Annotated in this window: 25 protein-coding genes and 1 tRNA gene; 18 read left to right on the forward strand and 8 right to left on the reverse strand. The window is 35.8% G+C overall.

Going from position 1 to position 26,707, the window contains the following annotated elements:
* Positions 1-47: 47 nt before the first annotated feature.
* The 3 genes from ACZZZK_RS20825 (at position 48) to ACZZZK_RS20835 (ending at position 1,426) form a co-directional block, all read left to right on the forward strand.
* Positions 48-650 carry a hypothetical protein gene (locus ACZZZK_RS20825; RefSeq protein WP_463485805.1) on the forward strand — a complete coding sequence of 201 codons (603 nt, stop codon included), beginning with the start codon at positions 48-50 and terminating at the stop codon, positions 648-650.
* 38 nt (positions 651-688) lie between these two features.
* Positions 689-1,234: a 2'-5' RNA ligase family protein gene (locus ACZZZK_RS20830; protein ID WP_463485806.1), complete on the forward strand. Its 546-nt coding sequence runs from the start codon at positions 689-691 to the stop codon at positions 1,232-1,234.
* Between the two features lie 118 nt (positions 1,235-1,352).
* Positions 1,353-1,426, forward strand: a tRNA-Ile gene (locus tag ACZZZK_RS20835).
* A 76-nt stretch (positions 1,427-1,502) separates the two neighbouring features.
* Here ACZZZK_RS20835 and ACZZZK_RS20840 read toward each other — a convergent pair.
* Positions 1,503-1,796, reverse strand: a complete 294-nt coding sequence (locus ACZZZK_RS20840; protein WP_463485807.1) for a hypothetical protein — start codon at positions 1,794-1,796, stop codon at positions 1,503-1,505.
* Between the two features lie 161 nt (positions 1,797-1,957).
* On the opposite strand from ACZZZK_RS20840, the gene ACZZZK_RS20845 reads away from it, so the two are divergent.
* From ACZZZK_RS20845 to ACZZZK_RS20855, 3 genes are all read left to right on the forward strand, one after another.
* Positions 1,958-2,734: a DUF72 domain-containing protein gene (locus ACZZZK_RS20845; protein ID WP_463485808.1), complete on the forward strand. Its 777-nt coding sequence runs from the start codon at positions 1,958-1,960 to the stop codon at positions 2,732-2,734.
* A 12-nt stretch (positions 2,735-2,746) separates the two neighbouring features.
* Positions 2,747-3,253: a DUF4385 domain-containing protein gene (locus ACZZZK_RS20850; protein ID WP_463485809.1), complete on the forward strand. Its 507-nt coding sequence runs from the start codon at positions 2,747-2,749 to the stop codon at positions 3,251-3,253.
* A gap of 134 nt (positions 3,254-3,387) precedes the next feature.
* Positions 3,388-4,005: a hypothetical protein gene (locus ACZZZK_RS20855; RefSeq protein WP_463485810.1), complete on the forward strand. Its 618-nt coding sequence runs from the start codon at positions 3,388-3,390 to the stop codon at positions 4,003-4,005.
* 59 nt (positions 4,006-4,064) lie between these two features.
* Here the strand turns inward: ACZZZK_RS20855 and ACZZZK_RS20860 are convergent, their stop codons facing one another.
* From ACZZZK_RS20860 to ACZZZK_RS20870, 3 genes are all read right to left on the reverse strand, one after another.
* Positions 4,065-4,409, reverse strand: a complete 345-nt coding sequence (locus ACZZZK_RS20860; RefSeq protein ID WP_463485811.1) for a hypothetical protein — start codon at positions 4,407-4,409, stop codon at positions 4,065-4,067.
* A 68-nt stretch (positions 4,410-4,477) separates the two neighbouring features.
* On the reverse strand, positions 4,478-4,681 hold the full coding sequence (locus tag ACZZZK_RS20865) for a hypothetical protein (RefSeq protein WP_463485812.1): 204 nt from the start codon (positions 4,679-4,681) through the stop codon (positions 4,478-4,480).
* A 25-nt stretch (positions 4,682-4,706) separates the two neighbouring features.
* The gene (locus tag ACZZZK_RS20870) at positions 4,707-4,991 is read right to left on the reverse strand and encodes a hypothetical protein (RefSeq protein ID WP_265800207.1); all 285 of its coding nucleotides are present in this window, start codon (positions 4,989-4,991) and stop codon (positions 4,707-4,709) included.
* Positions 4,992-5,216: 225 nt separating this feature from the next.
* Between ACZZZK_RS20870 and ACZZZK_RS20875 the strand changes: the two genes are divergently transcribed.
* From ACZZZK_RS20875 to ACZZZK_RS20900, 6 genes are all read left to right on the forward strand, one after another.
* Positions 5,217-6,545, forward strand: a complete 1,329-nt coding sequence (locus ACZZZK_RS20875; protein ID WP_463485813.1) for a putative sensor domain DACNV-containing protein — start codon at positions 5,217-5,219, stop codon at positions 6,543-6,545.
* Positions 6,546-6,749: 204 nt separating this feature from the next.
* Positions 6,750-7,967, forward strand: a complete 1,218-nt coding sequence (locus ACZZZK_RS20880) for a Pycsar system effector family protein (protein WP_463485814.1) — start codon at positions 6,750-6,752, stop codon at positions 7,965-7,967.
* Entirely contained in the window at positions 7,967-10,009 is a 2,043-nt protein-coding gene (ppk1, locus tag ACZZZK_RS20885; protein WP_463485815.1) for a polyphosphate kinase 1, read from the forward strand. Before ACZZZK_RS20880 ends, ppk1 begins: the two co-directional genes overlap by 1 nt.
* A 10-nt stretch (positions 10,010-10,019) precedes the next feature.
* Positions 10,020-10,922 (forward strand): SdiA-regulated domain-containing protein, encoded by a 903-nt coding sequence (locus ACZZZK_RS20890; protein ID WP_463485816.1) that lies wholly within the window; start codon positions 10,020-10,022, stop codon positions 10,920-10,922.
* 39 nt (positions 10,923-10,961) lie between these two features.
* Positions 10,962-14,567: a BamA/TamA family outer membrane protein gene (locus tag ACZZZK_RS20895; protein WP_463485817.1), complete on the forward strand. Its 3,606-nt coding sequence runs from the start codon at positions 10,962-10,964 to the stop codon at positions 14,565-14,567.
* Between the two features lie 140 nt (positions 14,568-14,707).
* Positions 14,708-17,122, forward strand: a complete 2,415-nt coding sequence (locus ACZZZK_RS20900) for a GAF domain-containing protein (protein ID WP_463485818.1) — start codon at positions 14,708-14,710, stop codon at positions 17,120-17,122.
* 157 nt (positions 17,123-17,279) lie between these two features.
* Here ACZZZK_RS20900 and ACZZZK_RS20905 read toward each other — a convergent pair whose 3' ends face one another.
* Positions 17,280-17,882 carry a GIN domain-containing protein gene (locus ACZZZK_RS20905; protein ID WP_463485819.1) on the reverse strand — a complete coding sequence of 201 codons (603 nt, stop codon included), beginning with the start codon at positions 17,880-17,882 and terminating at the stop codon, positions 17,280-17,282.
* 315 nt (positions 17,883-18,197) lie between these two features.
* Here ACZZZK_RS20905 and ACZZZK_RS20910 point away from each other — a divergent pair, with 315 nt between their 5' ends.
* On the forward strand, positions 18,198-18,554 hold the full coding sequence (locus ACZZZK_RS20910; protein ID WP_056850336.1) for a response regulator: 357 nt from the start codon (positions 18,198-18,200) through the stop codon (positions 18,552-18,554).
* A gap of 37 nt (positions 18,555-18,591) precedes the next feature.
* A complete protein-coding gene (locus ACZZZK_RS20915; RefSeq protein WP_463485820.1) occupies positions 18,592-18,810 on the forward strand; it encodes a hypothetical protein in 219 nt (72 codons plus the stop codon).
* A gap of 211 nt (positions 18,811-19,021) precedes the next feature.
* On the opposite strand, the gene ACZZZK_RS20920 is transcribed toward ACZZZK_RS20915, so the two are convergent.
* Together ACZZZK_RS20920 and ACZZZK_RS20925 are read right to left on the reverse strand one after the other, a co-directional pair.
* A complete protein-coding gene (locus tag ACZZZK_RS20920; RefSeq protein ID WP_463485821.1) occupies positions 19,022-20,326 on the reverse strand; it encodes an ABC1 kinase family protein in 1,305 nt (434 codons plus the stop codon).
* 5 nt (positions 20,327-20,331) lie between these two features.
* Positions 20,332-20,985 carry a TetR/AcrR family transcriptional regulator gene (locus ACZZZK_RS20925; protein WP_463485822.1) on the reverse strand — a complete coding sequence of 218 codons (654 nt, stop codon included), beginning with the start codon at positions 20,983-20,985 and terminating at the stop codon, positions 20,332-20,334.
* A gap of 215 nt (positions 20,986-21,200) precedes the next feature.
* On the opposite strand from ACZZZK_RS20925, the gene ACZZZK_RS20930 reads away from it, so the two are divergent.
* The 3 genes from ACZZZK_RS20930 to ACZZZK_RS20940 all read left to right on the forward strand — a co-directional run bounded on the left by ACZZZK_RS20930 (position 21,201) and on the right by ACZZZK_RS20940 (position 22,537).
* Positions 21,201-22,055 carry an HD domain-containing protein gene (locus ACZZZK_RS20930; RefSeq protein WP_463485823.1) on the forward strand — a complete coding sequence of 285 codons (855 nt, stop codon included), beginning with the start codon at positions 21,201-21,203 and terminating at the stop codon, positions 22,053-22,055.
* A 60-nt stretch (positions 22,056-22,115) separates the two neighbouring features.
* A complete protein-coding gene (tatA, locus tag ACZZZK_RS20935; RefSeq protein WP_463485824.1) occupies positions 22,116-22,256 on the forward strand; it encodes a twin-arginine translocase TatA/TatE family subunit in 141 nt (46 codons plus the stop codon).
* Between the two features lie 89 nt (positions 22,257-22,345).
* A complete protein-coding gene (locus ACZZZK_RS20940; RefSeq protein WP_463485825.1) occupies positions 22,346-22,537 on the forward strand; it encodes a hypothetical protein in 192 nt (63 codons plus the stop codon).
* 11 nt (positions 22,538-22,548) lie between these two features.
* Here ACZZZK_RS20940 and ACZZZK_RS20945 read toward each other — a convergent pair whose 3' ends face one another.
* Positions 22,549-22,959 (reverse strand): hypothetical protein, encoded by a 411-nt coding sequence (locus ACZZZK_RS20945; protein ID WP_463485826.1) that lies wholly within the window; start codon positions 22,957-22,959, stop codon positions 22,549-22,551.
* A 256-nt stretch (positions 22,960-23,215) separates the two neighbouring features.
* On the opposite strand from ACZZZK_RS20945, the gene ACZZZK_RS20950 reads away from it, so the two are divergent.
* The gene (locus ACZZZK_RS20950) at positions 23,216-26,707 is read left to right on the forward strand and encodes a PKD domain-containing protein (RefSeq protein WP_463485827.1); all 3,492 of its coding nucleotides are present in this window, start codon (positions 23,216-23,218) and stop codon (positions 26,705-26,707) included.

Below are 26,707 nucleotides of genomic sequence, written 5' to 3' on the forward strand. Positions count from 1 at the left end.
TTTTAACGACAGAAATTTTAAACTTATTCATTATAAAATTAAATGATATGGCAGAGCATACAGCAGCACCATCCAAAAAACTAACCACCGGCGGAATTTTAGTTCTCTTATTCGTGGTTCTGGCTTTTGTTGGCTACGGCTATTACGAGTTGGTTTGGAAAGCAAAAATCAACGGTTCTACTTTAATTGATAATCCTACAAACAAAGCTTTAGTAGTTAACATCGACGATCAGCAGTATGAAGTTCCAGCAAATACGTTTTTAAAAGTCGATTTAGAAATGGGTCATCATAAAATTGACTGTAAAGATTATAACATAGTTGCAGCAGATTTATATTTAGATCCGACAGAATACGGTGTAATAAATCCAACAAAGTCAAAGTATGTAATTTATAATATCATCTACACCAAAAAAGATTTAAGAAGTCAGTTTAAAGCTTATGCAATAGAAGACCGGGAAATTTATTCGCTTTTAGGCAAACCTGAAGTGACCACCGATTTATTTATTCCTGACAGAACAATGGGCAAAGGTAATATCGACGATGAAGAGCCGGATTTTGAAAATTATAATCGCGTTAATCAAGATTATTCTTACCTCACAAAAATTTTCAGATTGAACGACTTTTTCAAGTTTTATGATAAAAACAATTAATAGAATTCTCTTTATTCTTTAGCTAACTGAAAAACATCTTGAGGCACCAGCTGTTAGCAGTATATAAATTACTTGTTATCGATGATGCTTTTTTAATGCCAGTTTACATCCTTACACTCAGAATAGATCAAAAAAGCCAAGATTTTTTTGATCAGCAACGCAAAGCCTATTTTCCTAAAGAAAGAAATTTACTTAATGCTCACCTAACGCTTTTCCACCATTTGGTTAATTACGATGACATTGTGAATTTTTTGAAAAGCCTGGTTGTCAAACAATTTGATTTGGAAGTAAACTCCCTGCGTTTTTTAGGCAATGGGGTAGCTTATAAAATTGAAAGTGAAGAATTAAAGACCCTTAGATCAAAAATTGCGCAACATTTTTGGGATAACTTAACGGCACAAGACAGGCAAGGTTATCGGCCTCATGTTACTGTTCAAAATAAAGTTAAGGCAGAAGTGGCAAAAGAACTTTACCGTAAACTATCCGAAAATTTTGTTCCATTCACTTGCTGTGCCTTAGGTTTGGATCTGTGGGAGTACCTTGGCGGACCTTGGAAGCACGTTGATTATTTTCCACTTGCTTAAAATTTATTGCTGAAATACAATGTTTTGAATATTTAGCCGATAATTTTTTTCAAAAAGATTTGCCAATATTCGAAGCAAATTTGTAACATTGCACTCTCAAAAAAAACGAAAGTTTTTCGGGCCTATAGCTCAGCTGGTTAGAGTAGAAGACTCATAATCTTTTGGTCCCTGGTTCGAGCCCAGGTGGGCCCACATACAAAAAGTCGCCCTTCAGTTTATTCTGAAGGGCTTTTTTGTAATTTGTTATTACCAGCATTTCAATTTGAGATTACTCAATCTCCTCAACTGTAACCGCTCCATCTACACAATAAATTAATGCTTTAGTATCATCACGTTTATCATTTACCAAAACTTTGGTATTAATAATGCACAATTTGGCGGCAAGTTCATCAGATATTTCCGACCATTCCTGGCTTACTCTTTCTAAGTGCGCCATTTTACGCTCCCTTTCTGCGTAATTGGTCACATATTTTTCTGCTTCATCCGCAGAGATATAATCTTCTTCGGAAAGATCTTTCAATGGCGTTTCATCAATATTTTTCTTCGCTAATTCAACCTCCAATATAATATCTTAGTATTGATCGAAAAGTTGTTGTATGCTTAGTCCATTCATGATGATATAACCAATTAAAGTTTATTAGGTTTTAATTTTAGCAATCAATTGTTTAGCAAAGTGCTAATGGTAACAACAATTACCTCGAAATAGATGTTGAATAGTAGCTTATGAACAACATCAACACTGAAAAATATTATCTCGGAACAAGTGGTTTGCTTTTGCCAGTACCAAATAAATCTTTCTATCCGGTAGAATTTCAGGACAAATCCAGGCTGGTTTATTATAGCAGTTTAATGAATAGCATAGAAATTAACAGTTCTTTTTATAAAATTCCGCAACCATCAACAGTAAGCAAATGGCGGGAAGAAGTTGGAGAAAGCTTTAAGTTTACTTTTAAACTGTTTAAGGGAATTACCCATAAAAAAAAACTGGCGTTTGATCCTGCAGAAATCTCACAATTTTTCAACGTAATCAACCGTGTTGAGGATAAAAAAGGTTGCCTGTTGGTTCAGCTACCGCCGAGTATTCGCCTTGGCGATTTCTCGCAGCTGCGAAGCTTGATGGAGAATTTACACAGTTACAATATCGGTAACAAATGGAAGATTGCGGTAGAGTTACGGCACCCATCTCTTTATGTTGAAGAAATTAGCGAATTGTTAACCGAATTTAGTTTCGCTTCTGTTATTCACGATAAGTCCTTCAGTGCTAGTCCGATGGAGTTTAATGATGTTTCATTTGTGTACTTGCGGTTTCATGGACCTGATGGAAATTATAAAGGGAGTTATGAAGAGGCGTTTCTTTCTGAATATGCTAGCTATATAAAAGACTGGATGATGGAAGGAAAGAAAGTTTTTATTTACTTCAACAACACAATGGGAAATGCACATGAAAATATCAGCACACTTCAATCGATGATTGAAGAAAGCAATATCGGCGAATACTAAAACCAGATGTACGTGAAAGATCATCCAGCAAAAGAAAAATTATCCACGCCGTCCTATCTCGACTTTGACGTTTCTAAATATGCCTGGAAGCCAGATATTGATTATAGGGAAAATCCAGAAAAGTATAAGGTTGGAAAAGGTGAACAAGGCGTTTTAATCTGCGAGCCTTATAAATCAGAAATCGGTCCTCTTTGGAGATTTAAAAATCAGGAAATCGCAAAGGAAAGCGCTGAAAAAATCTATCAATTATTTGAAACTTATTTATCGAATAACGAATTTGTTGGTGCTGATCTCGCCAGGAAATACCTGCAAATGGGTTATACCCGGGCAAGGAGATATGCAAATTATAAAGGCGGCAAAAAGTACGATGCGAAGAACGGTTACTCGCCTCTGGAGCGTGGCACTGGTGAGGAGGAGAAGGCAAAAGCTGCCGATATATTTTATGGGTTTTGGAAAAGGGCAGAGAATGATCCGGATTATCGAAGTCAGAAACAGCAATGGAAAATTAAATTAGGTTAGCTTAAATATAAGTTTCATTGGGCGGATTAATTTCTTAGCATCGACGGTATAAAACTTAATTTGATAAAACAAAGCCTCTAAATAAATGATTGTGTTATTAATTGGATAGTTAAAAACTGATAACATTTATCGCAATGGAAAGAGAAATTATCGGAAAAGATCATGTTCCAGTACATCAAAGTGGAGCTGAAACAGATGCAGTAGAAAATGTTGAATTCGACAGTGAACAAGAAGCTACCGCATTTTATCAAGTTGTTAAGCATCGGTTATCGGATGTAAATAATTGGGGTTCGTTATCCAGTATTCCATTATCATCTTTCAAACTTTTTGATCATGCTGGCCGTGCCTGCGATCGTGAAGTGGAGGAGGGCGACTACATCCGAATTGATATTCCCGGACCAGGAACGCGATTAGGAAAGGGTTACGACTGGGTGCATGTAGAAGCAGTTTTTTCTGAAGTAGATTTCGATCAGGACATTTTTACTATTAGAGTTCGTCCATCAGCACATCCACTGGAGCCAGATGGAAAAATCGCTCACTTTTTAACGTCGCGAGCCACTTCTACATTTCAAATTAAACGAATCAAAAACTTCGTGTATGCAGAGGAACATGCTCGCAACGAATCGCCAAATTTTGAAACTGGTAATGGATTAGATAACTTTCGAAATGCTATAGTAGGCACAGCCGCGAGAATCGGCTTCTCTTATCCACAATGGAAAAGCCTTGTTAAAGGCTTGCTAAAAAGGAGTTAGGAAATTAATATTACAGAGAGGATAAATAGATAACTATTTTATCCTCTCTGTTTCAATATTTATCCCTCATTAATATGGCGGTGCAGATATTCTTCAACGTTAATTAAATCGTGATCAACTTGCTCTTTCGCTGTTGCCGAATCGTAATGTAAAGAGTCCTCGGCAAATTCGCTCAGTAAGGTGATTTTTAAATCTTTTTCCTCATCTGATGCATGCAATTCATTACTGCGGCCTACTACAGTGAATATTCCTTCTACATTATCATGTAAAAAACTATATTTCACTTCAAACCGATCGCTATCTTCGGTTGGCACTTCTGCAATTTCGGTGTATTCACGTTCTTCAACCGTTTCTAACCCTTGCTTTAACAATTTTATTGCTTGTTGTTTTTTTTCTTCAGTCATAATATCGAATATTTTTAAAACAAACACTTCTTCCTCCACAAGGTTTTACCAGGTCTTATATTATCTACCTAATGGTTAGCATCTGCGGGAGCATTTGTTGTAGAATCTGCCATGTTGTTTGCGTTAGTACTATCTTTTGTTGTCGTATCCAAAGATGTTGAATCAGTATATTGATTCATTTTATCAGCATTTTCCTGATCGGCTTGTTTGCCATTACAGGCTGCAAACGAAGCACAAATAGCTAAGCCAATTATTAATAATTTCGTTTTCATAATAGATATATTTTAAATAATGTATTTACCCAGCGGCTGAAACCGATTCACTCAAAGCGCCAACATATTCAAATGTGGCAAAAGCATTTCCATGTTTTGTACGAACAATTCCTCTAAAGCTTGATGGGTAATCTCCAACAGATTCCCAAACCAGTTTTGCCGCATTGGCATAAACAACCAAATCGGTATCATCTTTCACAATAAAGGTCATCGTGTTGTCTCCTTCAATGCCGCCTCGAAAACTATCTATAAATTGGGTTCTGTAATAATCGTTGGGAATCAATAACCCCTCATCACTTATTTTCATCATAAAATTTTAAATGTATTAAGCGCAACCGAACTGAATTGGCCTAATAACTTAACATGATCTTTTCAAATAAGTTTGGAAAATTGATTTATTGAAATGAAAAATCACTATTTAATTCATTTTATTGGATCATCATGATATTCGAAAGATTGTTAGCTATCCCACAACTTTAATGTTTGTAAACAAACTTTAGAGGTCTCATTTTGTTTATTTGATAAACCATTCACTTTGGAAAATTCTCGCCCAATTGATCTTGCTTTATTAGTTCAGCACAAACTTCGTCTTACCAGGAGTAAACAATTGCTTCCAGAATTGGCCGTGTTAGAAAATTTGTTCGATTGTCTCTTTTACTCTAGTATGTGTAAAGAGGAAAGTGATTTGACCCGAGTTACAGTTACGTTAATCAATCCCGATAATCCCGATCCTGCTCCGCCAGCAAACTTAGTTCCAGAGCGCTGGAGTTGCATTGCTTTCGATCGACGAATCCCCATGACGACCAAATCATTGGCCAAACTATCGAAAGCGGCCGACCCTGCGAGCACATCTTTGGCAGTATATTTTGACGATAAAGGGCGCCTTTATGTTTGGGGAATGATTGATCAGGCCATGCACTATCAAAATTTTCTCAACTACGAGTCTGATATGTACTCTGAACAACCAGGATTATTTCAGGTTGCTGTGAGCGACATTGGTACACTACATGTGTTTTTTGATTACGAACTTTTAGCTACACTTAAACAAAATGTTCTGGTTAAAAGGTACCTGGACGTACTAACTATTGGACCAATATCTAAAATGATTAAGAAAAATGCTGACTTTTTGAAAGTTGCATTAAGAACATATATCGATCAGGTTCATCCAACGGAACAATACACAGAGTGGGAAGAGTTTTTGGATGGTTTATGGATTCAAACCTTTTCACGACTGTTGTTGAAAATTCAAAACTATCAGCACGGTGGCGCAATTTTAATCGCTCCGGACACAATTGATTTAGATGTTAAATACAAAATACACTACGATCGGCTTGCACAGGCCTTGATTGCACATGCAAAAGCATCCATAGACCAGTATGTAGTTGAAAATAGAATTTATAGTGATTTTAAAAAAGGAAGAAGATCGGTTGCCCGAAATACCTATCAAAAAGAAACAGAGCTGTTCTTCCATAAAAAAGGCACAGCCGATGAAATTAAAGGCGCTATTAGTTTTATAGCATCGCAAAGTTGCGTAGATGGAGTGATATTATTTAATGAAAGCATGGTTGCAAATGGTTTTGGAGCGGTTTTAAGATCGAAGAAAATGCCTCGAAAAATCTTTGTTTCCAATACTTCTACAGCTACTCCGAAATCGCTTGTACCGCATGATCCTAAACATTACGGAACCAGACACAGATCTATGATTTCCTACTGTTGGAATCATCCTTCGGCGCTTGGTTTTGTGATTTCGCAAGATGGAGAAATTAGAGCCTTTTCTAAAATTGAAGATAAATTAATTATGTGGGAGAATATAAAAACACAGCAGTATAAAACCAGCCGCTCGGGCAGGCGAAACCAACAGTAGATATTTCAGATATTTTAAATCGTTCACAATCAATAATAGAATTGTAAAATATAAAGCTTAATACAAGTCTGAACCTTCCTGCATCACTTTTGCAAAATTTAGCGTAATTTTATATTTAATATTGGCAAACAATTTTAGCCTTAAAGTATTTAAAGAAAATGCATTTCTCCCGAACAAATAAATTAGTACAATTAGAATCTATTCATGAGCTATAAACAATTGCAGGAAAACGTAGAAAAGTACGTAAGCGATTATTTTCGCAACCACAGCGATCCGCGATTGGTTTATCATAATTTTGAGCATACTGAAGAGGTAGTAAAGGCCGCTCAGCAAATCGCTAACCACTATCAGCTTAGTGATCAGGATTTTTTTACGGTCACTGTTGCCGCCTACTTCCACGATACGGGTTATTACGATGATGCTTTAAATCATGAAGTTAAAGGGGCAGAGCTTGCAGATAAATTTTTGGTTGAGCAAAATGTGGAGACCGAAATCAGAGACCAGGTAAAAAGTGCTATTATGGCTACAAAAATACCTCAATCTCCTAAAAATCAAATCGATAAAATTGTTTGTGATGCAGATTTGTTTCACCTTGGATTACCTGATTTTCGAAAGAAAGGAAAGCTCATGCACAAGGAGGCCGAGCTCATCCATAAAAAAGACATTAGTAAGTTGGAATGGCGAAAAAAAGATATTCAGTTTATGGAATCTCACCGCTATCAAACTGATTATGCCATTCTTTTACTTAACGACCAGAAGCAAGCCAATATTAGCAAGCTGAAAAGCAAGTTAACGCCTCAGGAGGTCATTAATACCGAATTGCAAGAGCCGAAAAATTTTGCGCCGGCAATAGATTTGTCAAAGGTTAAAAAGAAAGGTAAAGATGATCGGCCAGACAAAGGTATTGAGACCATGTTTAGGATTACAGCAACCAATAATCAGCGTTTAAGTGATATGGCTGATAATAAAGCCCACATCCTGATTACCGTAAATTCTATTATGCTTTCCTTAATTGTGAGTTTATTGCTGAGAAGGTTAGAAGATCATGGAAACTTAATTATTCCAACATTTATTTTGCTTATTGTTAGTTTAACCTGTGTGGTCGTTTCTATTTTATCAACTAGGCCGTCCATCCCTAAAGGAGAATTTACGCAGCAAGATATGGATGATAAGAAGGTTAATTTACTTTTCTTTGGTAATTTCTATAAAATGAGCTTGCCTAGTTATACCGAGGGGATGATCAAAGTAATGAACGACAAAGATTTTCTTTATGGAACCTTGATAACAGATGTTTATTCGCAAGGTGTAGTATTGGGGAGGAAATATAAACTGATTCGTTTAGCCTACAATATTTTTATGTGGGGGTTAATTGCTGCGGTTTTTGCATTTGTAATCGCTTATGCGGCTTACGGTAAACTTTAATGGCTGCAATGATCGAAACTTCTTTTTTTAACCGCGATTTAAGCTGGCTGAAATTTAATGAACGTGTGCTAATGGAAGCCGAACGCGAATCGGTTCCATTACTGGAAAGAATTAAATTTTTATCAATTTTTTCATCTAATCTTGATGAATTTTATCGGGTACGCATGCCTGTACTTTTAGCTTTGGAAAAATTGAGCAGCAGAGAGGATAACGATATTCATATCGAGGAAGATCTATTAAAAAGAGCCAATCAATTAATTTCTGATCAGCAACAGCGCTTCGGGAAAATATTAAAAGGCAATATCATTCCAGCGCTTAAATCAAATAAAATAAATCTCGTTTATGGAGAGATTTATCCAGCAGAAATTCAAAAATCAATCACCCAATATTTTTTAAGTCAGGTTTTAGCTTTTTTGCAGCCAGTTTTTATCAATGAGAAAACCAAATTCTTTCCAGTTAATAATGAGCTGTACTTCTTAATTACACTAAAAAAAGATTCAGATACTAAAGCTGTTATTTTAAATATTCCCTCAAATGAATTGCCTCGTTTTTACAAAGTAGAATCGGCGAGTGAAACCTTTGTTGTTTTTTTGGATGATATTATCCGTTTTCATTTAAATCGCATTTTTCCGAATGATGAAATTACGGGGTGTTTTAGTTTCAAAATAACGAGAGACGCGGAGATTGACCTCAAGGATGAATACTCCGGAAGTTTGTCGGAGCAATTAGAGAAGCAATTGCAAAAACGCGATTTAGGTTTAGCTACCCGTTTTCTCCACCAGCCTGGAATTCCAATTAATGTATTGGTTTTAGTGAAGAAAATCTTCAATCTAAAAAAAGCCAACAATATAGAGGGAGGTCAATACCACAACCTGAAAGATCTGATGTCTTTTCCTATAAAATCGGATAAGCTTTCCAATGATTCCTGGCCGAAAATATGTGATACCGATCTTATTGATGGTTCTTTAACCGAGGCTATTTATAAAAACGATATCATTGTACACACCCCTTATCAGAGTTACGATAGTGTTTTACGTTTCTTTAATGAAGCAGCCATTGACGAAACTGTACAAGAGATTTATGTTACACTCTATCGCGTAGCAAGCGACTCGAAAATTGTAAATGCCTTAATCAGCGCTGCAAAAAACGGGAAAAAAGTAACTGTTTTAGTAGAGCTTAAAGCCCGTTTCGATGAAGCAAACAATATTAAATGGGCAAAAAAAATGAAAGCGGTTGGGGTAGATATCATCTACAGTGTTACCGCTTTAAAAGTACATGCAAAAGTTGCCTTGGTTAAGCGCAAGGTTGAGGGTAGAATGCGGTATGTAGGTTTATTTGCCACTGGTAACTTCAATGAAACTACCGCCAGTTTTTATACAGATCACATTTTGATGACTGCAAATAAAGAGATGTTACGAGAAGTAGAACTGCTTTTTATTTTTCTGGCCAAACGTGTTAAACCAAGCGCAAATAATTTTATCGAATTTGATGAGTTATTGGTAGCACAGTTTAATTTGCAACAAACGTTTATTTCACTTATTGAGCGTGAAATTCAATATGCAAAAGAAGGGAAAGCGGCCGCGATTACCATAAAAATGAATAACCTCGAAGAAAAGGTTTTAATTAACAAATTATATGAAGCCTCTGTTGCGGGTGTGCAAATTGAAATGATTATTCGTGGCATTTGCAGGCTGATCCCAGGCGTAGCGGGCATGAGTGAAAATATTAAGGTAATCCGAATCGTCGACCGTTATTTAGAACATGGTCGGGTTTTTATTTTTCATAATCTTGGCTCAGAAGAGGTTTATATGGGCTCGGCCGATTGGATGAACCGGAACATTTACCGTAGGATAGAGGTTTGCTTTCCTATCTATGATCAAAAAATAAAGCAAGAATTATTAGATATTATCAACCTTCAAAAACAGGATAATGTGCAAGCTGTTTTTATAAATGAAAACATGGATAACGTATCAATTAAAAACGATCAGATCCAGGTTTCATCACAGCATGCTATTTATGAATACTTAAAAAATAAAAATTAATTTTCTTCCCATGAATAAAATAGGATCTAAGACAGCAATGTCTATTGCATTAATGGCTATAGCTTTTATTGGTGTTTCTTGTGTAAACGAAAAACGCGACGATAATTCGAAAACGACTGAAACTTCTCAAAATAGCGAGGCAAAATCCAATCTGCCTTATGATTTAGAAAACCCGGTTAAATACAATATGCCGCAAAATCTTTTCGAAATCTCTGGTATTGTTTTTCACAAAGGCGACCCAAGTAAGGTTTTTGCTATTCAGGATGAAGATGGAGATTTGTTCTATCTGGGCTTGAGTGATAAGGAATCAAAGTTTACCAAATTTGGCGGAAAAGGCGATTATGAAGACGTCGCGATCGTAAAGGATTATGTGATTGTTTTAAAAAGTAATGGCGAACTGCATACTTTTCCCATTTCAGAAATTAATAAGACTGAAGTAGCGAACGTGGAGAAAACGAAAGACTTGGTTCCAAAAGCAGAATATGAAGGCTTAGCAGCCGATGAAAGTAATGGGATGGTATATGTTTTAACCAAAGAGGTTAAAAAAGAAAAGAAAGAAGCAACTGATATTTTCGCTTTTAAATTCGAGGGAGGGAAATTTACCCCTGCCGGAACTTTCTCCTTACCATATAAAGAAATAGCTGATTTGGCAGGTGAATCAAAACTTAAATTTCGTCCTTCGGCTTTGGCAAAAAATACTTCAACAGGCGAGTGGTATGTTCTTTCTTCGGTTAACAAGTTATTGGTAATTACCGATGCTGACTTTAAAGTGAAGGCAACTTATCCATTAAAAGGTACTTCATTCAATCAGCCAGAAGGAATCGCTTTTGATCGGGACAACAATCTTTATATCTCAAACGAAGGTGGTGACTTATCTGCCGGAAATATTTTAATGTTTAAGCTGAAAAAGTAAGCAGTTTAAATTATCCTATCTTTATACAAACGCCTGGCTATGATTAAAAGATTTACCCTTTTAGCAATCTTATTTTTAACCCAACTTATTGCCTTTGCGCAAAGCGATGTAAAATATCGTGTTATTCTTTTCGGCGATGCTGGCGAGATGAATACCGCTCAAATGCAGGATTTAAAAAATGCTGCAAAACAAATCATCCCTAAAAAAACCACAGTAGTTTACTTAGGCGATAACATTTATCCAACGGGTATGGGTTTGCCAGGAAGTTTGGAAGAGGAAGATACCAAGAAAATTTTGCGTTCTCAGTATGAGCCTATGCGCTCAATGGGTGCTACGGTTTATTTTATTCCCGGCAATCATGATTGGGATAAATCCGGACCAAAAGGCTTGGCAAAAATTAAAGCACAAGATGATTTTTTAAAGGCTCAGGGCGATCCGCTTTTAAAATTAATTCCTGATAATGGTTGCCCTGATCCGGTAGCTATTAAATTAACAGATAAATTAACCATTATTGCTTATGATAGCGAATGGTGGCTGTTTCCTTACAACAAAGCCAATGCGGCCAGTGAGTGCGATTGCAATACAAAGGATGAGGTTTTAGTGAGAATGGAAGAACTGTTGGAGCAAAATAAAGACAAAGTAATTTTGTTGGCTTCGCACCATCCGTTTCAAAGTTACGGCCCTCATGGTGGTTACTTTAATCTAAGAAATCACCTTTTCCCTTTAACTTCTCTAAACAAAAATCTTTATATCCCAATGCCGGTGTTAGGTTCTGTTTATCCTTTCTTAAGGTCAACGCTTTTAAGCCCTGAAGATCTAAATCATCCAGCGTATAAAGATATGATCAGATCGGTAAACGGAGTATTTGGCGATTATCCAAATGTAACTTATGTAGCTGGTCATGAACATGGTTTACAGTTAATCAAAGGAAAGCAACTTCAGATTGTGAGTGGTTCAGGTTCAAAAACCTCTCCAAATAAACAAGGTAAAACCTCTCTTTTTCATGCGATGGAGCAAGGTTATGTTGTTGCCGATCAGTTGATGAATAACGATATGCGTTACGAGTATTATGTTTATTCTGATACCAGTGTGAAAAAAGTATATAGCTATATTAAGAAGTTCGAAACCATTCCTTCAAAGGTTCGTAACCGCGATAAACCAATTACCGCTGATAGTATTTTTGTGAAAATTAAACCTGAATACGATAGTGTTGGGCGTTTTCATCGCTATGTTTTTGGCGAAAATTACAGAAAGGAATATGCTGAGCGAACCAAAGTTCCGGTACTTCATGTTTCAAAAATGATGGGAGGCTTAAAAGCCACTCAGCGTGGAGGTGGTAATCAATCACGCTCTTTACGTTTAGAAGATAAAAACGGAAAAGAATATGTTCTACGCAGTGTAGAAAAATTTCCCGAAGTATTGCTGCCGGAAGGCTTAAGAAATACTTTTGCGAAAGACATTATTAAGGATAACATGTCTGCACAGCATCCATTTTCTGCATTGGTAGTGCCAGAATTGGCTAAAGCGGCAAACATACCACATTCAAATCCGATAATAGGCTGGGTTTCACCCGATGATGGTTTAGGTGAGTTTGAATCTGCTTTTGCCAATACATTATGCTTGTTCGAAGAGCGTGAACCTGTTGGAGAATCAGACAGTTCACCAAAAATGGATAAGAAATTAACTGAAGATAATGATAACAAATTAGATGGTCCGGCGTGGGTGAAAGCAAGAGCATTGGATGTTTTACTTGGCGATTGGGACAGGCATGAAGACCAATGGCGTTGGAAGGAAACAAAAACAAAAGAGGGCTCAACCTATTCGCCGGTTCCCCGCGATCGGGATCAGGTTTTCTTTCGTGGCGATGGAAAATTACAACGCTTTACGCAATCCTCTTCATTATTGCCTATGATGCAAGGCTACGAACGGCCAATTCAAAATATCAATTGGTTTTTATGGGAAGGAAGAGAAATTAGCAGTCGTTGGACGGCCAATATTGACGAGGAGGAATTTAATAAGATTGTTAAAGATTTTTGCGCAAACTATAATGATGAAGTTTTTGAAAAAGCATTAAAGAAACTGCCAGAACCTAGTTATTCCCTTCATCACGATGCATTTTTAACCACACTGCGTGAGCGTGTAGCAAACTTGCCAAAAATGATGAATGATTATTATCATTTCTTCAATCGCATTGTCGATATTGAAATGACCGATAAACACGAACTTATTAAAGTTACCGATGCCGAGAACGATGGTTTAAGGGTTAAAATTAATAAGATATCAAAAGAAGGAAATATCAAAGATGAGCTGTTTGATCGCAAGTTCGATCCTAACGTAACAAAGGAGCTCAGGATTTACATGCACAATGGTAACGATAGTTTGCTTTTGGATAATAAAAATTCTAAGATTAAAATTCGCATCATCGGGGGTAAGGGAAATAAGTTTTATGATTTCGCCAATAGCAACAGCACTGTAAGGTTGTACGGAAGAACCGATAAAGCAATTTATCAAGGAGAATCTCAAGATAAAATCAAAAAAATAATTTCTAATGATACGGCCAATTTTAGCTACATCCCAAAAGATATGTACGTTAGAAGATCGTACAATCTCAATGCAGGTTACAACAGAGATGATGGAATTTTATTGGGCTTGGTTTACAAACAAACTAACCCTGGCTTTAGGAAACAACCTTGGGGAAACTCGCAGACTGTTTCGTTTTTGCATTCATTTTCTACCAAAGCATTCCGTTTTAATTACAAAGGGGAGTGGCTAAAGGCTTTGGGTAAAGGCGATTTGCTGGTTAATGCCAATGCTTATGCTCCGAACAATACGCAAAACTTTTTCGGTTTAGGTAATGACACCCGTTTTGATGAACATGGAGATGATATCAGGTATTATCGTGCTCGATTTAATCTTTACCAGGTTGATGCTGCCATTCGTTGGAGAAGACCGAAGTCGACTCTTTCTATTGGTCCATCTTATCAATATTATAAATTTAACAAAGAGGACAACGATGGGCGTTTTATTTTAAATCCTGGTCAGCTCCATTCAGCTGACAGTTTGACGGTTAGAAATGAAAAAATGTTTGCTGGGGCGATTGTAAATTTTGTAAACAATACACGTGATAATGATTTGCTTCCAACTTTAGGAAGTTATGTAGATTTCAAATTGCTTGCGTATAAGGGTGTAAACAAGTATTCCAATTCTATTGGTCAGCTTACCGCCAGTGTATCGTTGTACAAAAACTTAGATGGAAGAAAAAATTTCATCTTGGCTGATCGATTCGGGGGAGGAGTAACGGTAGGACAACCTGCTTTTTACCAGGCTTTATATCTTGGAGGACAAGGCAACCTTCAAGGTTATCGCCAGTTCAGATTCGCTGGAGAGCACATTTTTTATAACAACTTAGAGTTAAGAGCAAGACTTGGTGATTTAGTCAGTTATGTTTTACCCGGACAAGTTGGCTTACTTGGCTTTTATGATGTGGGTAGGGTTTGGAAACGCAATGAAATTTCAACAACATGGCACCATGGCGTTGGTGGAGGCGTTTACTTCGCTCCGGCATCACTCACGGTTGTAAGATTTGTGATGGGACATTCGTCTGATGGCTGGTATCCATACCTATCATTAAATTTTAGGTACTAAATTTGTGTAACATCCTTATAGATACTAAACCCAAGTATTACGTTTCAAAGACGATTTTGCTTTAACCAGTGCTTACCTTTGCAACGGATTAATAATTAATTAGATAACTATAAAATTTACACTATAGAAAAACTTATACAATGAATACCAACGTAATAAAAATACATAAAAACGAATGTATAGGTTGCCAGGTAGAATCTTCTCTGTCTTTCCGCCCCCTCGTGGAGTACTTAAAAGATAGATTAAAAACAGAAAAATCAGTTAAATCTGAATTTTACAGATTTTTACTCGAAAAAATTGAAAAAGATAAAGTGCTTTTAACAAGCATCAGCGCTGAAGAATTATCTAAATACAAAGATACATTAGAGTTAATTTTTACCATCCTTACCCCGTTAATGGGTGATGAAGATGATTTGTTCTGGGCGCTAAGTACACCAATACCCGATCAGATTTTCTTTAGTACTAACGCCTTTTATAAATTTTTCAAAGATCACGATCCTAAAAATAAAGTTACAAAAGATAGTGAGCCGGTTGAAAAGAAACAGCTTAAGTTTATTTATAATATCATTTTAAGCCGTTTTTATAACTTCACTTACGTACTTAAAAATGAAATTATTTACGGACATGTTAACGAAGAATCGAAGCTTACACAGTATTATAATATTCAAACTGATACCAAATTTGTAGATATCAAACACAAAGGCGACCTGCCTAAAATTAATTTTGAGGAATTAGGTCGTTATTTTCAGGAAGATAATGAGCTGGAATATTTGATTACTCATTTGCCATTGCAAAACTTCTGCTTCGAAGGTTTTAGTATCATCTCCATTACCGATGTTACTTTGCAAAACTCAATTGATGGTATTCGTGATGCTCTGGTAAATCACAACTATCAAACCGAGGCTTATACCCACGTTATCCAGGCTTTAAAAAGTTTAAGTGGTAATGGGGATTTAGAATTTGGGCTGATGCCGTTTCTAACGGTAAATAACAAACTGGTTTTCGATAATAAAGAGTTTTCTCAAAGTATGCTGATCAATTCGGCAAAGGCGGCAAATCTCGAAGAGGAAGTATTCTATTCATTAGTTGATAAATACAAGGAAAATCCAAAGGCGATATTTGTAAGCGCCATTAATGATGATCAAATTTCGAAAGATCCATTTTTAAGGGTATTAAAAGCAGCTGGAGTTTGTTCTTATTCTGTTTTACCGGTATACTACAATAACCAGCTTGCTGGTGTATTAGAAGTTTATTCTAACCATGAAGTATTAGTTGATGATAAATTGCTTTCAAGATTACGTCCGGCAATGCCGTTAATTGGCCAGCTTTTTCAATATAGCATTGAAGAGTTTGATGCGAAAATGGATGAGGTACTAATGGATAAGTTTACTGCCTTGCAACCATCAGTTCAATGGAAATTCAATGAAGCGGTATGGCATTTTCTTCAAAGTCAGAATACCAATAGTAAAGTAAAAGAAATAGAAACTGTTACTTTCAAGCATATGTACCCATTGTTTGGTGCAATTGATATTAGAAATTCGACAACAGAACGCAACAAGGCACTTAAAGATGATTTAAACGTACTATTAAATCATTTAATGGATGCACTAAAAGCCATAAAAAAAACAGTTAAACTTGATCTGATTGACAAGCTTTTATTTAATTGTAAAGATTGGATTAAACAGATTGGAAGTTTTGCTTCATCGAATGAAGAAAATCGTTTAAGAGAATTTTTAGAGATGGAAGTTTATCCATTCTTATCTATTATCAAAACAAATCACCCAGAAACTGCAGAAATTGTTAATGAGTATTTTACTGTAATTGTGCCCGAAACCGGAGCTGCCTATGCAAATCGCCGGCAGTTGGAAATTTCGATGCAGTTAATCAATACGGAAGTAAGTCAATACTTAGAAAAATCGCAGGCTAATTTGCAGGCATCGTATCCTTGCTATTTTGCCAAGTTTAGAACAGATGGGGTAGAATATGATATTTATATCGGACAGGAAATTGCTCCAGAGAAGCCATTCGATATTTTATACTTAAAAAATATCCGATTATGGCAATTGACTTCGATGGTTGATATTGCCCGTTTATCGAAAAGCCTAATTGGCGAAATGCCACGGCCTTTAGAAACAACACAATTGATATTTATCCATTCAAACGCCATTGATATTAGTTTCAGAAATGACGAACGACGCTTCGATGTAGAGGGCGCTTATAATATCCGCTATGAAGTTGTTAAAAAGCGAATAGATAAGGTTTTGATTAAGGGTACCAGCGAACGTTTGACGCAACCACATAAAATTTCGATGGTTTATTTTAACCAGGAAGAAGCTAAGGAATATCTTGAATACATCAAATACATGCAGGTTCAAGGCTATTTAACTAACGATGTTGAGTTACTCGATTTAGATGAATTACAAGGTGTTTCAGGATTAAAAGCGCTGCGTGTAGGCGTGAAGTATTTAGATGACAAACGCGATGCTGCAAAGAAGCTAAAGCCAAGAGAACTCAAATCGATTGAAAAAGAGATAGCTAAAATGCTCCAGAATTAGCATTATAAAATATTTGATCTCCTAATTAAGTGATCGTGTTGAAGATTGTAAAGAAATGTATAGATTTTAGATGATCTTCAACAGTATTTTAGCGATAAATTAAAAAGGGCTTTCTGATCATCTCAGAAAGCCCTTCGTTTTATTTGTGTGTGAATTTTTAGTTTATTGAAGCAATTTCCTTTTCGATAGCAACTGTTTCCACCGAGCTCATGTTCGTTTTCAAAGCTGCAAATTTATCGATAGTTAGTTTTTGATTCTTGCCCATTACCAGTGTGTGGCTGTCGGTAGAACCGCTTAATTTCAAATCGGCATTATCTTTAATTACCGTGTATAAACCTTCAGTGCTGGTGTTGATATCTGCGTGTGCGTTGCCATTCAAGAAAATTTGTAAAAATTTGGTAGTCAATTTGCCCTCAGTTTTAACAATGGCATTTTCCGATGCTTCTATCCTAAAAATATCATTAACATAAACGATTACTTTGGTTAGTTCCTTATCCGATGATGAGATCTTTAAGTTATCTCCATCCTGAAAAACTTTTGCACTTCCAATATTATCATCTGCATAGGTTACTCCAGCTTTTGATCTTTGAATTAAAGTAATTTCAACATTTCCTTTAACCGAAATTCTTTTAAAATCACTAACTCTCGAAACTTTTACTGGTGCAACTTCGGTAGCCGAAATGCTGGAAGAAAATAGAGTTGTAGATAAAACGATTGCTGCAAATGAAGATGTGATTAGGGTTTTGATTGAGGTTTTCATAATGTTTTTTATTTGATAATTAAATGTTAATTAATTGTTATTGAATTGTTTAGGTAATTTTGTTTTTGTTTTGTAGATAAGACGCTCCCAAATCGAAAACGTTGCAAGCGTTCTGTCTGTATTATACCAGTCTCATGTAATTCTCGACGAACGGGCATAAATTCAAGACGAAAACATGAAACTTTCTAGAAGTTTTTGAACCACGTTAATTTGAAACTTCAAGCGTACACTGTTGTTGACACGTAAAAAAAATAATAGTATATCTTGCAACTATTCTTTTTGCTATATTTATGGATTAATATTCCTATTTAGTTTATGAAGAAAAAGGTTGTACTTGTTCAGGATAATAAAGATATTCTTGATATAATGGACCAAGTGTTAGATGAGGAGGGTTTTGATGTTACACCATCTTTAACCACCGAACCTATCGAGAATATAGAAGAAATTGATCCTGATTTAGTGATAGTCGATGACCATATCAAGGGAAAAGTTAAAGGATCTGAGATTATAAAGGCATTAAAATCTGATCCGGAGACGGAGGACGTTTCTGCAGTACTCACATCAACTTCTGCCGATTTGCCAAAAACTGCGGAAGAGTGTAAAGCTGACGATTACATTGAAAAGCCATTTGATATAGATCATATGGTTGACGTAGTAAAGAAAAACGCTTAACATTAAGCCGCTATTTGAATTTCTCATGCTAATTCTGATGAAAAATATTCCTTATCGAATCTTAATTTCCGTGATGATTTTGCTCCTTATTTCTTGTAAAAAAGATCAGCCAATAGGAAAATGGAAAGATAATATTAAATTATCTCAGAAAGCGGCGACATTAAACGCCAATTTAAATTCGATAACCATTAATACCGAATCAACTAGTTGGTGGCTAAATAACATCATGCTTAACAAAGTTGATGTTGATTTATAGACAGTAAAAAAGACAGATAAAAATTTCGTTGTCAATCATACTGATTTCAAAGTGGGAAGAATAAATGGCAATACAATAGTTATAACCATAAATCGAAATACGAGCGGCTTTGATAGATTGCTAACCATAGGTTTGCAAAACGGAAATTATTTCGATGGAATAGCAATCACGCAGCAAAAGTAAAATCTAAATTTGGTAGGAAAGTCTGTAACTACCTATTCAGCGTTGGCTCGTAAGTATCCGTGCTAACCGTAGCCTGCAGCTCATGCAGAATTTGATAAAGCCCAAAATTCGTTCTGTTTACATAGATAAAATGCTTTACGCCTCTAGCTTGTTTAAATTCAGGCATTCTAGATATTTTTTCGCCATAAGCATATAGTTGATCAAAAAATTCAGGTTTGCTAAAGTCAAATATCTTATTGATATAGGGCTTAGCAAAAAGGCTGATCATTTCTTTATAGGCTTTATAATAAAATTCGACTTGATTTTCCGTATCATCATTGTGAATCATATCAAGCTTTCTAAAAGCATCAATGGTTTTTTGTTTATCGTTGATTACATCAGTAGAAATTAATGAGAAAAATGGATAGTAGAAATCATTTGGCAATTCTTTAATACAGCCAAAATCAATTACACCTAAATCTTCATTTGGCGTAATCATAAAATTTCCTGGGTGTGGGTCGGCATGTACAGCTCTTAACTCATGCTGTTGGAAATTATAAAAATCCCACAAAGCCTGCCCAATCTTATTTTTTAGCTCCTGTGATGGATTAGTTTTTAAAAACTCTTTTAAATGCAACCCCTCAAGCCAATCCATCGTGATAATACGCTTACCGGAAAGTTCGGGATAGTACTTTGGGAAAACAACATGATCCAAGTTCTGGCAATCTTCTGAAAATTGAATAGATCTCTTAACTTCCAATTCATAATCGGTTTCTTCCAATAGCCTTTCCTCAACTTCTTTAATATAGATGTTAAGTTCTCTTTCTGACATGCCCAATAACCGAAATGCAAAAGGTTTAACCAGTTTTAAGTCAGATGAGATACTGTCTCCAACACCAGGATATTGAATTTTTACAGCGAGTTTTTTGCCATTTAAAGTGGCTTGATGCACTTGGCCGATTGAAGCAGCATTGCTTGAGTTAAGGTTAAAGGTGTCGAAAATCTGATCAGGCGTTTTGCCGAAGTTTTTGGTGAAAGTTCTTACAATGAGTGGCCCGGAAAGGGGAGGAGCATTATATTGTGATTGCGTAAACTTATCTACGTAAGATTTAGGCATGATATTCTTATCCATACTCAGCATCTGAGCAATTTTCAATGCACTGCCCTTTAGCTCACTTAACGATTTGTAAATATCGGTGGCATTATCTTCGTTAAGTTGCTCTTTATCCATATCAGGATTGAACAATTTTTTCGAATAGTGTTTGATGTAATTACCTCCAATTTGAAAACCTGTTTTAACAAATTTTGCTGAACGTTCTACTTTTGTTGTCGGAATACTGTCTTGTGCCTTCATCAATTCTAAAATCCCATCTTTTCTTTAAACTTTCCGTTACGCGATAAAAACTTTCCATAATCAATCAAATTATCTATAGGAGAATGTTGAAAGAGATCGAAAGTTACATTAATGCCTTTTTCAATGGCTTCGTCACTTTTTTCAAAGCCATCGCTATCATCATTGATCCAAAAATTAACTATAAATGCAAATTGAACCCAGAGCGCATCTTTATATCTTTTAGTTAAAAATTTGCGCTCCGCTAATTCACCGCTATCGAGCCCTTCATCAATAATTTCTTGAGCAAAGTTTTCAAAAATAGGTTTCACTCCTGCCAAAACATTAGGTGTAGAAAATTTACCCTGATAATTTTTAAGGCTATAAATTACAAAGCTACGTTCGCTTTTTAAGTTCTCCAGGTAGCTGTAGAAAAAGGATAACATTTTCTCTCTGGATGTATATTGGTGCCAAACTTCCTGATCTTTAATTTTACTAATCGTTTCAAAGGTAAGATCAAACCAGATGGTCTTCTCAATGCTTTCAAATGAGGAATAGAACTGATAAAATTCTGCCTCAGTAATTTTTAATTTTTTAGCAAAACTATATACCGTTTTTGGTTTCTCATTGTTGGTTAAAACAAAATCAATATATGCAGTTCTTATTTGTTGAGCGGTGGCCATATTATTCCTTTTTTACAATGATAACGTTAAATATCAACCCTTGTTTTCTGATGGGAGTAATTGTTAATCACGCAATTGTAATAATAGCTTTCAAAATAATTGAAAGTTGGTTTTTTGCCTAGTAAATTTAGTAATTACAATATCATTGTGGAAATAAAAAGTTTTGTAAAACTAAAAATATTAGTAATATTGAGCTCAATTTAATCTTTATTAATATGATCCAGCTAAACGACTTTTTATATGGTAAAATGGAGTTTCCACAAGTATTTTCTGACCTGTTAAATACTGAAGCTTTAAAACGTTTAGCTGGAATTCACCAAAGCGGTGCTATTTTTTTGGTAAATCCCGACATTTGCCATTCACGACTGGAGCATGCAATAGGGGTAACCATGCTAATCAAAAAGTTAGGAGGTTCGGAACTGGAGCAAATAACTGGTTTATTACATGACGTTTCGCATACCGCTTTTTCTCACGTTGGCGATTATGTGTTTGAGCACCTGGATGAAGATTACCACGAAAAGGTTTTTGCTGAGGTAATTTATAAGTCGGAAATTCCAGATGTTCTGTTGAACTATGGTTATGATGTTAATCAAATTCTTTACGGAAAGTTTAACATTTTAGAACAACCATTGCCATCTCTTTGTGCGGATAGATTAGATTACACTTTAAGGGATGGTGTACACGGAGGGATCATATCACGGCAAAGGGCTCGTGAGTTTCTTAGTGCCATAGTGATCAATGGAGGTAAAATTGCTGTGAATGATAATGCTCAGGTAAATTGGATAAATGAAGTTTTTGAAAAATTGAATAGTGAGTTTTTTAAGCTTCCGCTACACTTATATGCTAACGGCAAAATGGCCGAGTTAATAAGAAGTTTCATAATTAAAGGTGTTTTAAGAGAGAGTGATATGTTTAAAACCGATACGCTACTGCTAAATAAAATTAGAACTACCTATGAAGGTTACGAAGCAATTAAATCCATTAAGCAGCTTCGTGGGTTTGCAGAATATATTCGACATGGAGATTTGCCTAAAATAAAGCCCAGAACCTTGAAAGCTTTGCTTGTTTAATTAAATTGAAAATAGAAACAATGATATTTCTTTGCTGTATATTAGACAAAATTGTGTGATATGTCTGTAATAGAAATTATTTTAATAGGTGTAGTTGTAGTATTAATTTTTGGTGGCAAGAAACTGCCAGAGTTAATGCGTGGAATTGGAAAAAGCGTTAAAGAATTTAAAAGTGCAAAGGAGGAAGGTTCAAGTAAATAATTTTTATTTATCATTAATACCTTTCCAATAATGAGATCACGATTCAAACTTTAAGTTAACTTTTGTGTTTTCTTTTAAACGCAGAAAACATGGAAAATCAGAATCAAGAAAAATCAAAGAAAAATACGAGTGAAATAATTGAGAAAGATTCTTCTAAGGGTTTGAATGATTGGAACGATCGTTTAGATAAAAATCTTGAACCAGAAGATCGTAATGATACTGACGCCGACGTTAAAGCGAAGGAATACTCTGAGAAGTTTGATGGTAAAGCGAATCAATGAATATATATAGTTTAAGCACTTTGAGTCAATTTTCCATAGTGATCATCATTTAATGGAGTGTCCAAATCGTATGAGGAAAATATCATGTTGCTGTAAGACACAATTTCCTCTATTTCTTTAATATCATATAAAGCGCCATCCAGCTTTTTAATAGTTGCTTCCAGTTGATTCTTATCGGTATCGTCTAACTGATTTTTGATTAAGCCAAAACCATCTTTTATTGCATTATTAATATTTCTCTTAAAAAAGAAAAATGCATTTCTATAGTTCAAAAATAGAGATTCATCTTTTTTGGAAGCATGTTCTAGTCTAAAATGCGCTTTTTCTACTTCTTTGTACAGTTCCAAATCTGCCCCGTCGTTCACTCTCGCAGGATAAATTTTTTTTATTAAGTAATGGTAGGAATTAATTAGCTTTTCCATCTTTTACAATCTTAAGTTGATAAATGGGATGAATGCTGTTGTATTAGGGGATACTTATTTGGAACGGCTTAGAACGTGATTTGTTATTTTTATATGTTTTTTTTACATCAACCCCTTAAATTATTACACGAAATGGTTATTTTGCCCAGTTAAAAATTTATAAATCTTTATAACCTATTCTTCTTATATTGTATAAATAGTATATTGCATCTCTATAACTTTCCAAATGAATTACCTTTCTAATTAGCTAATACCAATGAAGCGAGCTGGATTATTAGCTTTACTAATATTTTTATTGGTTTCAATGCGCTCTCGTGCTCAAAACGTTTCCAACGAAGGGACAGACTTTTGGGCAGTTTTCCCCACGCATGTACCTAGCCAAAATAGCTTAGCTAACATTGCGGTTTTTGTAACTTCCAAATTCAATACAGAGGTTACGGTTAGTTGCGGAACATGGTCGTTAAAAAAAACAATCCCAGCCAACCAAGCTATACGATTTGATGTACCTAGAGCGTCGGCGTATATAGAAGAATCAGAATCAAATACAGTTTTATTAGATAGGGCAATACGTATCCGCGTAACCGATGGTTTACCCAAAGTTTCTGCATACACTCACATTTACGGAAGAGCAAGATCAGCAGCTTCGTTGATACTTCCATTCGAAACACTTGGCCAAACCTATTATTCCATGAACTACACTCAATCTGCAGGGGGAAGAAATTACTTGGCCATCGTAGCTGCAGAAGATAATACAAGTGTTATTATTCATGAGAAAGGTGGCAGTACTTTACCAGTTACTTTGGCCAAAGCAGGCGATGTATACGAATACATCGCAGGTACTGGTGATCTAACCGGAGTTTATGTAGAAACAGATAAAACAAAATCATCTTGCAAAAGATTTGCTGCTTTTTCTGGCTCATCTGTAATTGTAATAGGCCCATGTACTGGTTCTCAAGATCCACTATATCAACAACTTTATCCAACAGTAAGCTGGGGAAGAAACTATGGCGTTGTCCCATTCAAAGATAGGCGGTACATCTTAAGAATTTTGGCTCAAGAAGATAATACAAAATTCACTTTAGATGGTACTTCTATTACTTTAAATAAAGGCGAATTCTATGAAAGCAGCATTTTAACCCAATCTACATTTATCTCTGCTGATAAATTAATTAGTGTTGCACAATATTCACTTACTCAAAATTGTTCTTCAGCTTTGGGTAACGCTATTATTGGCGATCCGGAAATGGTTATTCTTAATCCAGTTGAATTCAGCATTAAAACCGTTACCGTGTTTTCATCTGATTTGGAATCAATAGTGGATAAGTATATCAACGTTCTAATTAGAACAAATAAAGTAAACAGCTTTAAAATTAATGGGGTAGCTCCTACAGCATCATGGAGTACACTTATTGGCAATTCTACTTATTCGTTTGCCCAGATTTCTGTTACAGCAAGCAGTTTAACGTTGACAGCTGATGATGGATTTAATGCAATTGCGTACGGATTTGGTAATGCCGAATCATATTCCTATTCAGCCGGGACCAATTTATCATCAAACAATTATTTAACGGTTATTGATGAAACCCGAAACGAGGAAAGTCCTAATGGTTGTATTGGACAAACTGTTGATTTTAAAGTCAATTTGCCTTATGAACCAGATCGGATCACCTGGACTTTGGAAGGTGGGGTGCCAGAACCAGTTCCAAACCCGGTACCTGAAAAGAAAATTGTAAACGGACAAACTATTTATGTCTACCGATATCCTGTAAATAAAACCTATACTCAAACCGGTGAATACCATTTAGAAGTGGTTGCGCATGTGCCAACGAATGCGAATAATTGTATTACAGGCGACATTACAACCAACTATGTTTTTAATATCTACGATTTGCCCATTACCGATTTTGAAGCCAAGTTGACAGGTTGTGCCAATACTGAAGTTCAGTTTACAGATAAAAGTGATTCTAAAACAACCGATTTTGCAATTACAAATTGGCTTTGGGATTTTAGAGATGGCACGACATCAGCCGATCAAAACCCAAAACATGCTTTTTTAAAAGAAGGTAAATACAAAGTTTTATTAACGGTAAAATCTGGAACAGGCTGTTATTCTGAACCTGTTGAAAAAGAAATAGAAATTTACCCACAGCCAGTTTCAAATTTTAAAGCTCCTGCTGAAACTTGCACCAATACCGAATTTACAATTCAAGACTTATCAGCTATAAGCAATGATATATCTGTAAATACCATTAAAAGCTGGGCTTGGAATTTTGATGACGGAACAGCAATTTCAACTGATCAAAATCCAAAACATAGCTATACTAAAACTGGAAAGTATACTATTTCACTGGTAACCACGTCGTCGAATAATTGCGTAAGCGAAGCAAAGAAATGGGAAATCAATGTTACAGAGCTACCAAAAGCAGGTTTTGAAATGCCCGATATCTGCTTGAAAGATGCTGTTGCTAATTTCACCAATACAGCAGTAAATGTAGACGGTACGGCTGACGGATTAACTTATAAATGGGATTTTGGAGACAAATATTTATCGGCCGCTGATTTGGTAAAAAACACATCAAATGCGAAAGATGGTTCACATACTTACACCGTAGCCGATAATTACGATGTTACCCTGACCATTACTAACACAAACGGATGTACAGATATTGTTAAACAACAGTTTACCGTCAACGGATCTGTTCCTAAGGCTAACTTTGAACCCTTGACTACCAATAATTATTGCAGCAACACGGTAATCTCAATTAAAAATACATCGACGGTAGATTTTGGAAAGGTAACAAAGATTGAAGTCTATAAAGATTTAGATAACCAGCCGGAGAGCATGGAAACTTTTAATTTTCCAATACCAGATCAAATAGATTTGAATTATGCACCTTTTGGTTCCCCGCTAACTAAAGATGTTCAGATTAAAGTAGTTGCCTATTCAGGAGGCCAATGCTCTGATTTTATCATTAAAACCATTACATTGAACGCATCTCCAACAATAACAGTTGATGAAATTTTGCCTGTGTGTGAGAATGATGGTAATGTTGTTATCAATCAATTTCATGAAACCAACGGAATTTCAGGCGTTGGAGTTTATAGCAGTGATGGAAGCGGTTTGAAACCTGATGGAACGTTTAATCCGAAACTGGCCGGGCTCGGGCCTCATAACATCACCTATACTTTCACAGCAGATAATGGTTGTAGTGCTACGGTTACAAAATCAATTTTTGTAAATAAATCACCAGTGGTTGATGGCGGCTCAATTATTTATATCTTAGCAGGAGGAGAAATACAAGTTCCTGCTGTAGCAACAGGAGAAGGATTGAAATATGAGTGGTTACCGGCTACAGGGTTGGATAATAACAAAGTCTTGAATCCAATTGCCTCACCGGAAGATGATACTGACTACACCTTAACTGTAACTACCAGTCCGGAGCAATGTACTGCAGTACTACGGGTATCGGTTAAGGTTTTACAGGCTGTTAATCCTCCAAGTAGTTTCACTCCAAATGGTGATGGAATTAATGATGTATGGAATATCAAGTATTTGGAAAGTTATCCAAAGGCAACTGTAGAAGTCTTTAACCGGAATGGGAGCCGAATATTTTTTAGTGCTGGATATACAACCCCATTTGATGGGAATTATCAAAATGAACAACTTCCGGTTGGTGTTTATTACTACATCATAAATCCACGAAATGGAAGGAAAAACGTTACCGGACCGCTCACAATAATCAGATAA

It is taken from the genome of Pedobacter sp. AC163, assembly GCF_979258665.1.

Coding starts and splice junctions, on each gene's coding strand:
- ACZZZK_RS20890 (WP_463485816.1), top strand. CDS start 10,020: ATGAATAAAATAGGATCTAAGACAGCAATGTCTATTGCATTAATGGCT.
- ACZZZK_RS20895 (WP_463485817.1), top strand. CDS start 10,962: ATGATTAAAAGATTTACCCTTTTAGCAATCTTATTTTTAACCCAACTT.
- ACZZZK_RS20825 (WP_463485805.1), top strand. CDS start 48: ATGGCAGAGCATACAGCAGCACCATCCAAAAAACTAACCACCGGCGGA.
- ACZZZK_RS20880 (WP_463485814.1), top strand. CDS start 6,750: ATGAGCTATAAACAATTGCAGGAAAACGTAGAAAAGTACGTAAGCGAT.
- ACZZZK_RS20910 (WP_056850336.1), top strand. CDS start 18,198: ATGAAGAAAAAGGTTGTACTTGTTCAGGATAATAAAGATATTCTTGAT.
- ACZZZK_RS20870 (WP_265800207.1), bottom strand. CDS start 4,991: ATGATGAAAATAAGTGATGAGGGGTTATTGATTCCCAACGATTATTAC.
- ACZZZK_RS20915 (WP_463485820.1), top strand. CDS start 18,592: ATGAAAAATATTCCTTATCGAATCTTAATTTCCGTGATGATTTTGCTC.
- ACZZZK_RS20950 (WP_463485827.1), top strand. CDS start 23,216: ATGAAGCGAGCTGGATTATTAGCTTTACTAATATTTTTATTGGTTTCA.
- ACZZZK_RS20865 (WP_463485812.1), bottom strand. CDS start 4,681: ATGAAAACGAAATTATTAATAATTGGCTTAGCTATTTGTGCTTCGTTT.
- ACZZZK_RS20940 (WP_463485825.1), top strand. CDS start 22,346: ATGGAAAATCAGAATCAAGAAAAATCAAAGAAAAATACGAGTGAAATA.
- tatA (WP_463485824.1), top strand. CDS start 22,116: ATGTCTGTAATAGAAATTATTTTAATAGGTGTAGTTGTAGTATTAATT.
- ppk1 (WP_463485815.1), top strand. CDS start 7,967: ATGGCTGCAATGATCGAAACTTCTTTTTTTAACCGCGATTTAAGCTGG.
- ACZZZK_RS20905 (WP_463485819.1), bottom strand. CDS start 17,882: ATGAAAACCTCAATCAAAACCCTAATCACATCTTCATTTGCAGCAATC.
- ACZZZK_RS20845 (WP_463485808.1), top strand. CDS start 1,958: ATGAACAACATCAACACTGAAAAATATTATCTCGGAACAAGTGGTTTG.
- ACZZZK_RS20900 (WP_463485818.1), top strand. CDS start 14,708: ATGAATACCAACGTAATAAAAATACATAAAAACGAATGTATAGGTTGC.
- ACZZZK_RS20920 (WP_463485821.1), bottom strand. CDS start 20,326: ATGAAGGCACAAGACAGTATTCCGACAACAAAAGTAGAACGTTCAGCA.
- ACZZZK_RS20945 (WP_463485826.1), bottom strand. CDS start 22,959: ATGGAAAAGCTAATTAATTCCTACCATTACTTAATAAAAAAAATTTAT.
- ACZZZK_RS20925 (WP_463485822.1), bottom strand. CDS start 20,985: ATGGCCACCGCTCAACAAATAAGAACTGCATATATTGATTTTGTTTTA.
- ACZZZK_RS20860 (WP_463485811.1), bottom strand. CDS start 4,409: ATGACTGAAGAAAAAAAACAACAAGCAATAAAATTGTTAAAGCAAGGG.
- ACZZZK_RS20855 (WP_463485810.1), top strand. CDS start 3,388: ATGGAAAGAGAAATTATCGGAAAAGATCATGTTCCAGTACATCAAAGT.
- ACZZZK_RS20930 (WP_463485823.1), top strand. CDS start 21,201: ATGATCCAGCTAAACGACTTTTTATATGGTAAAATGGAGTTTCCACAA.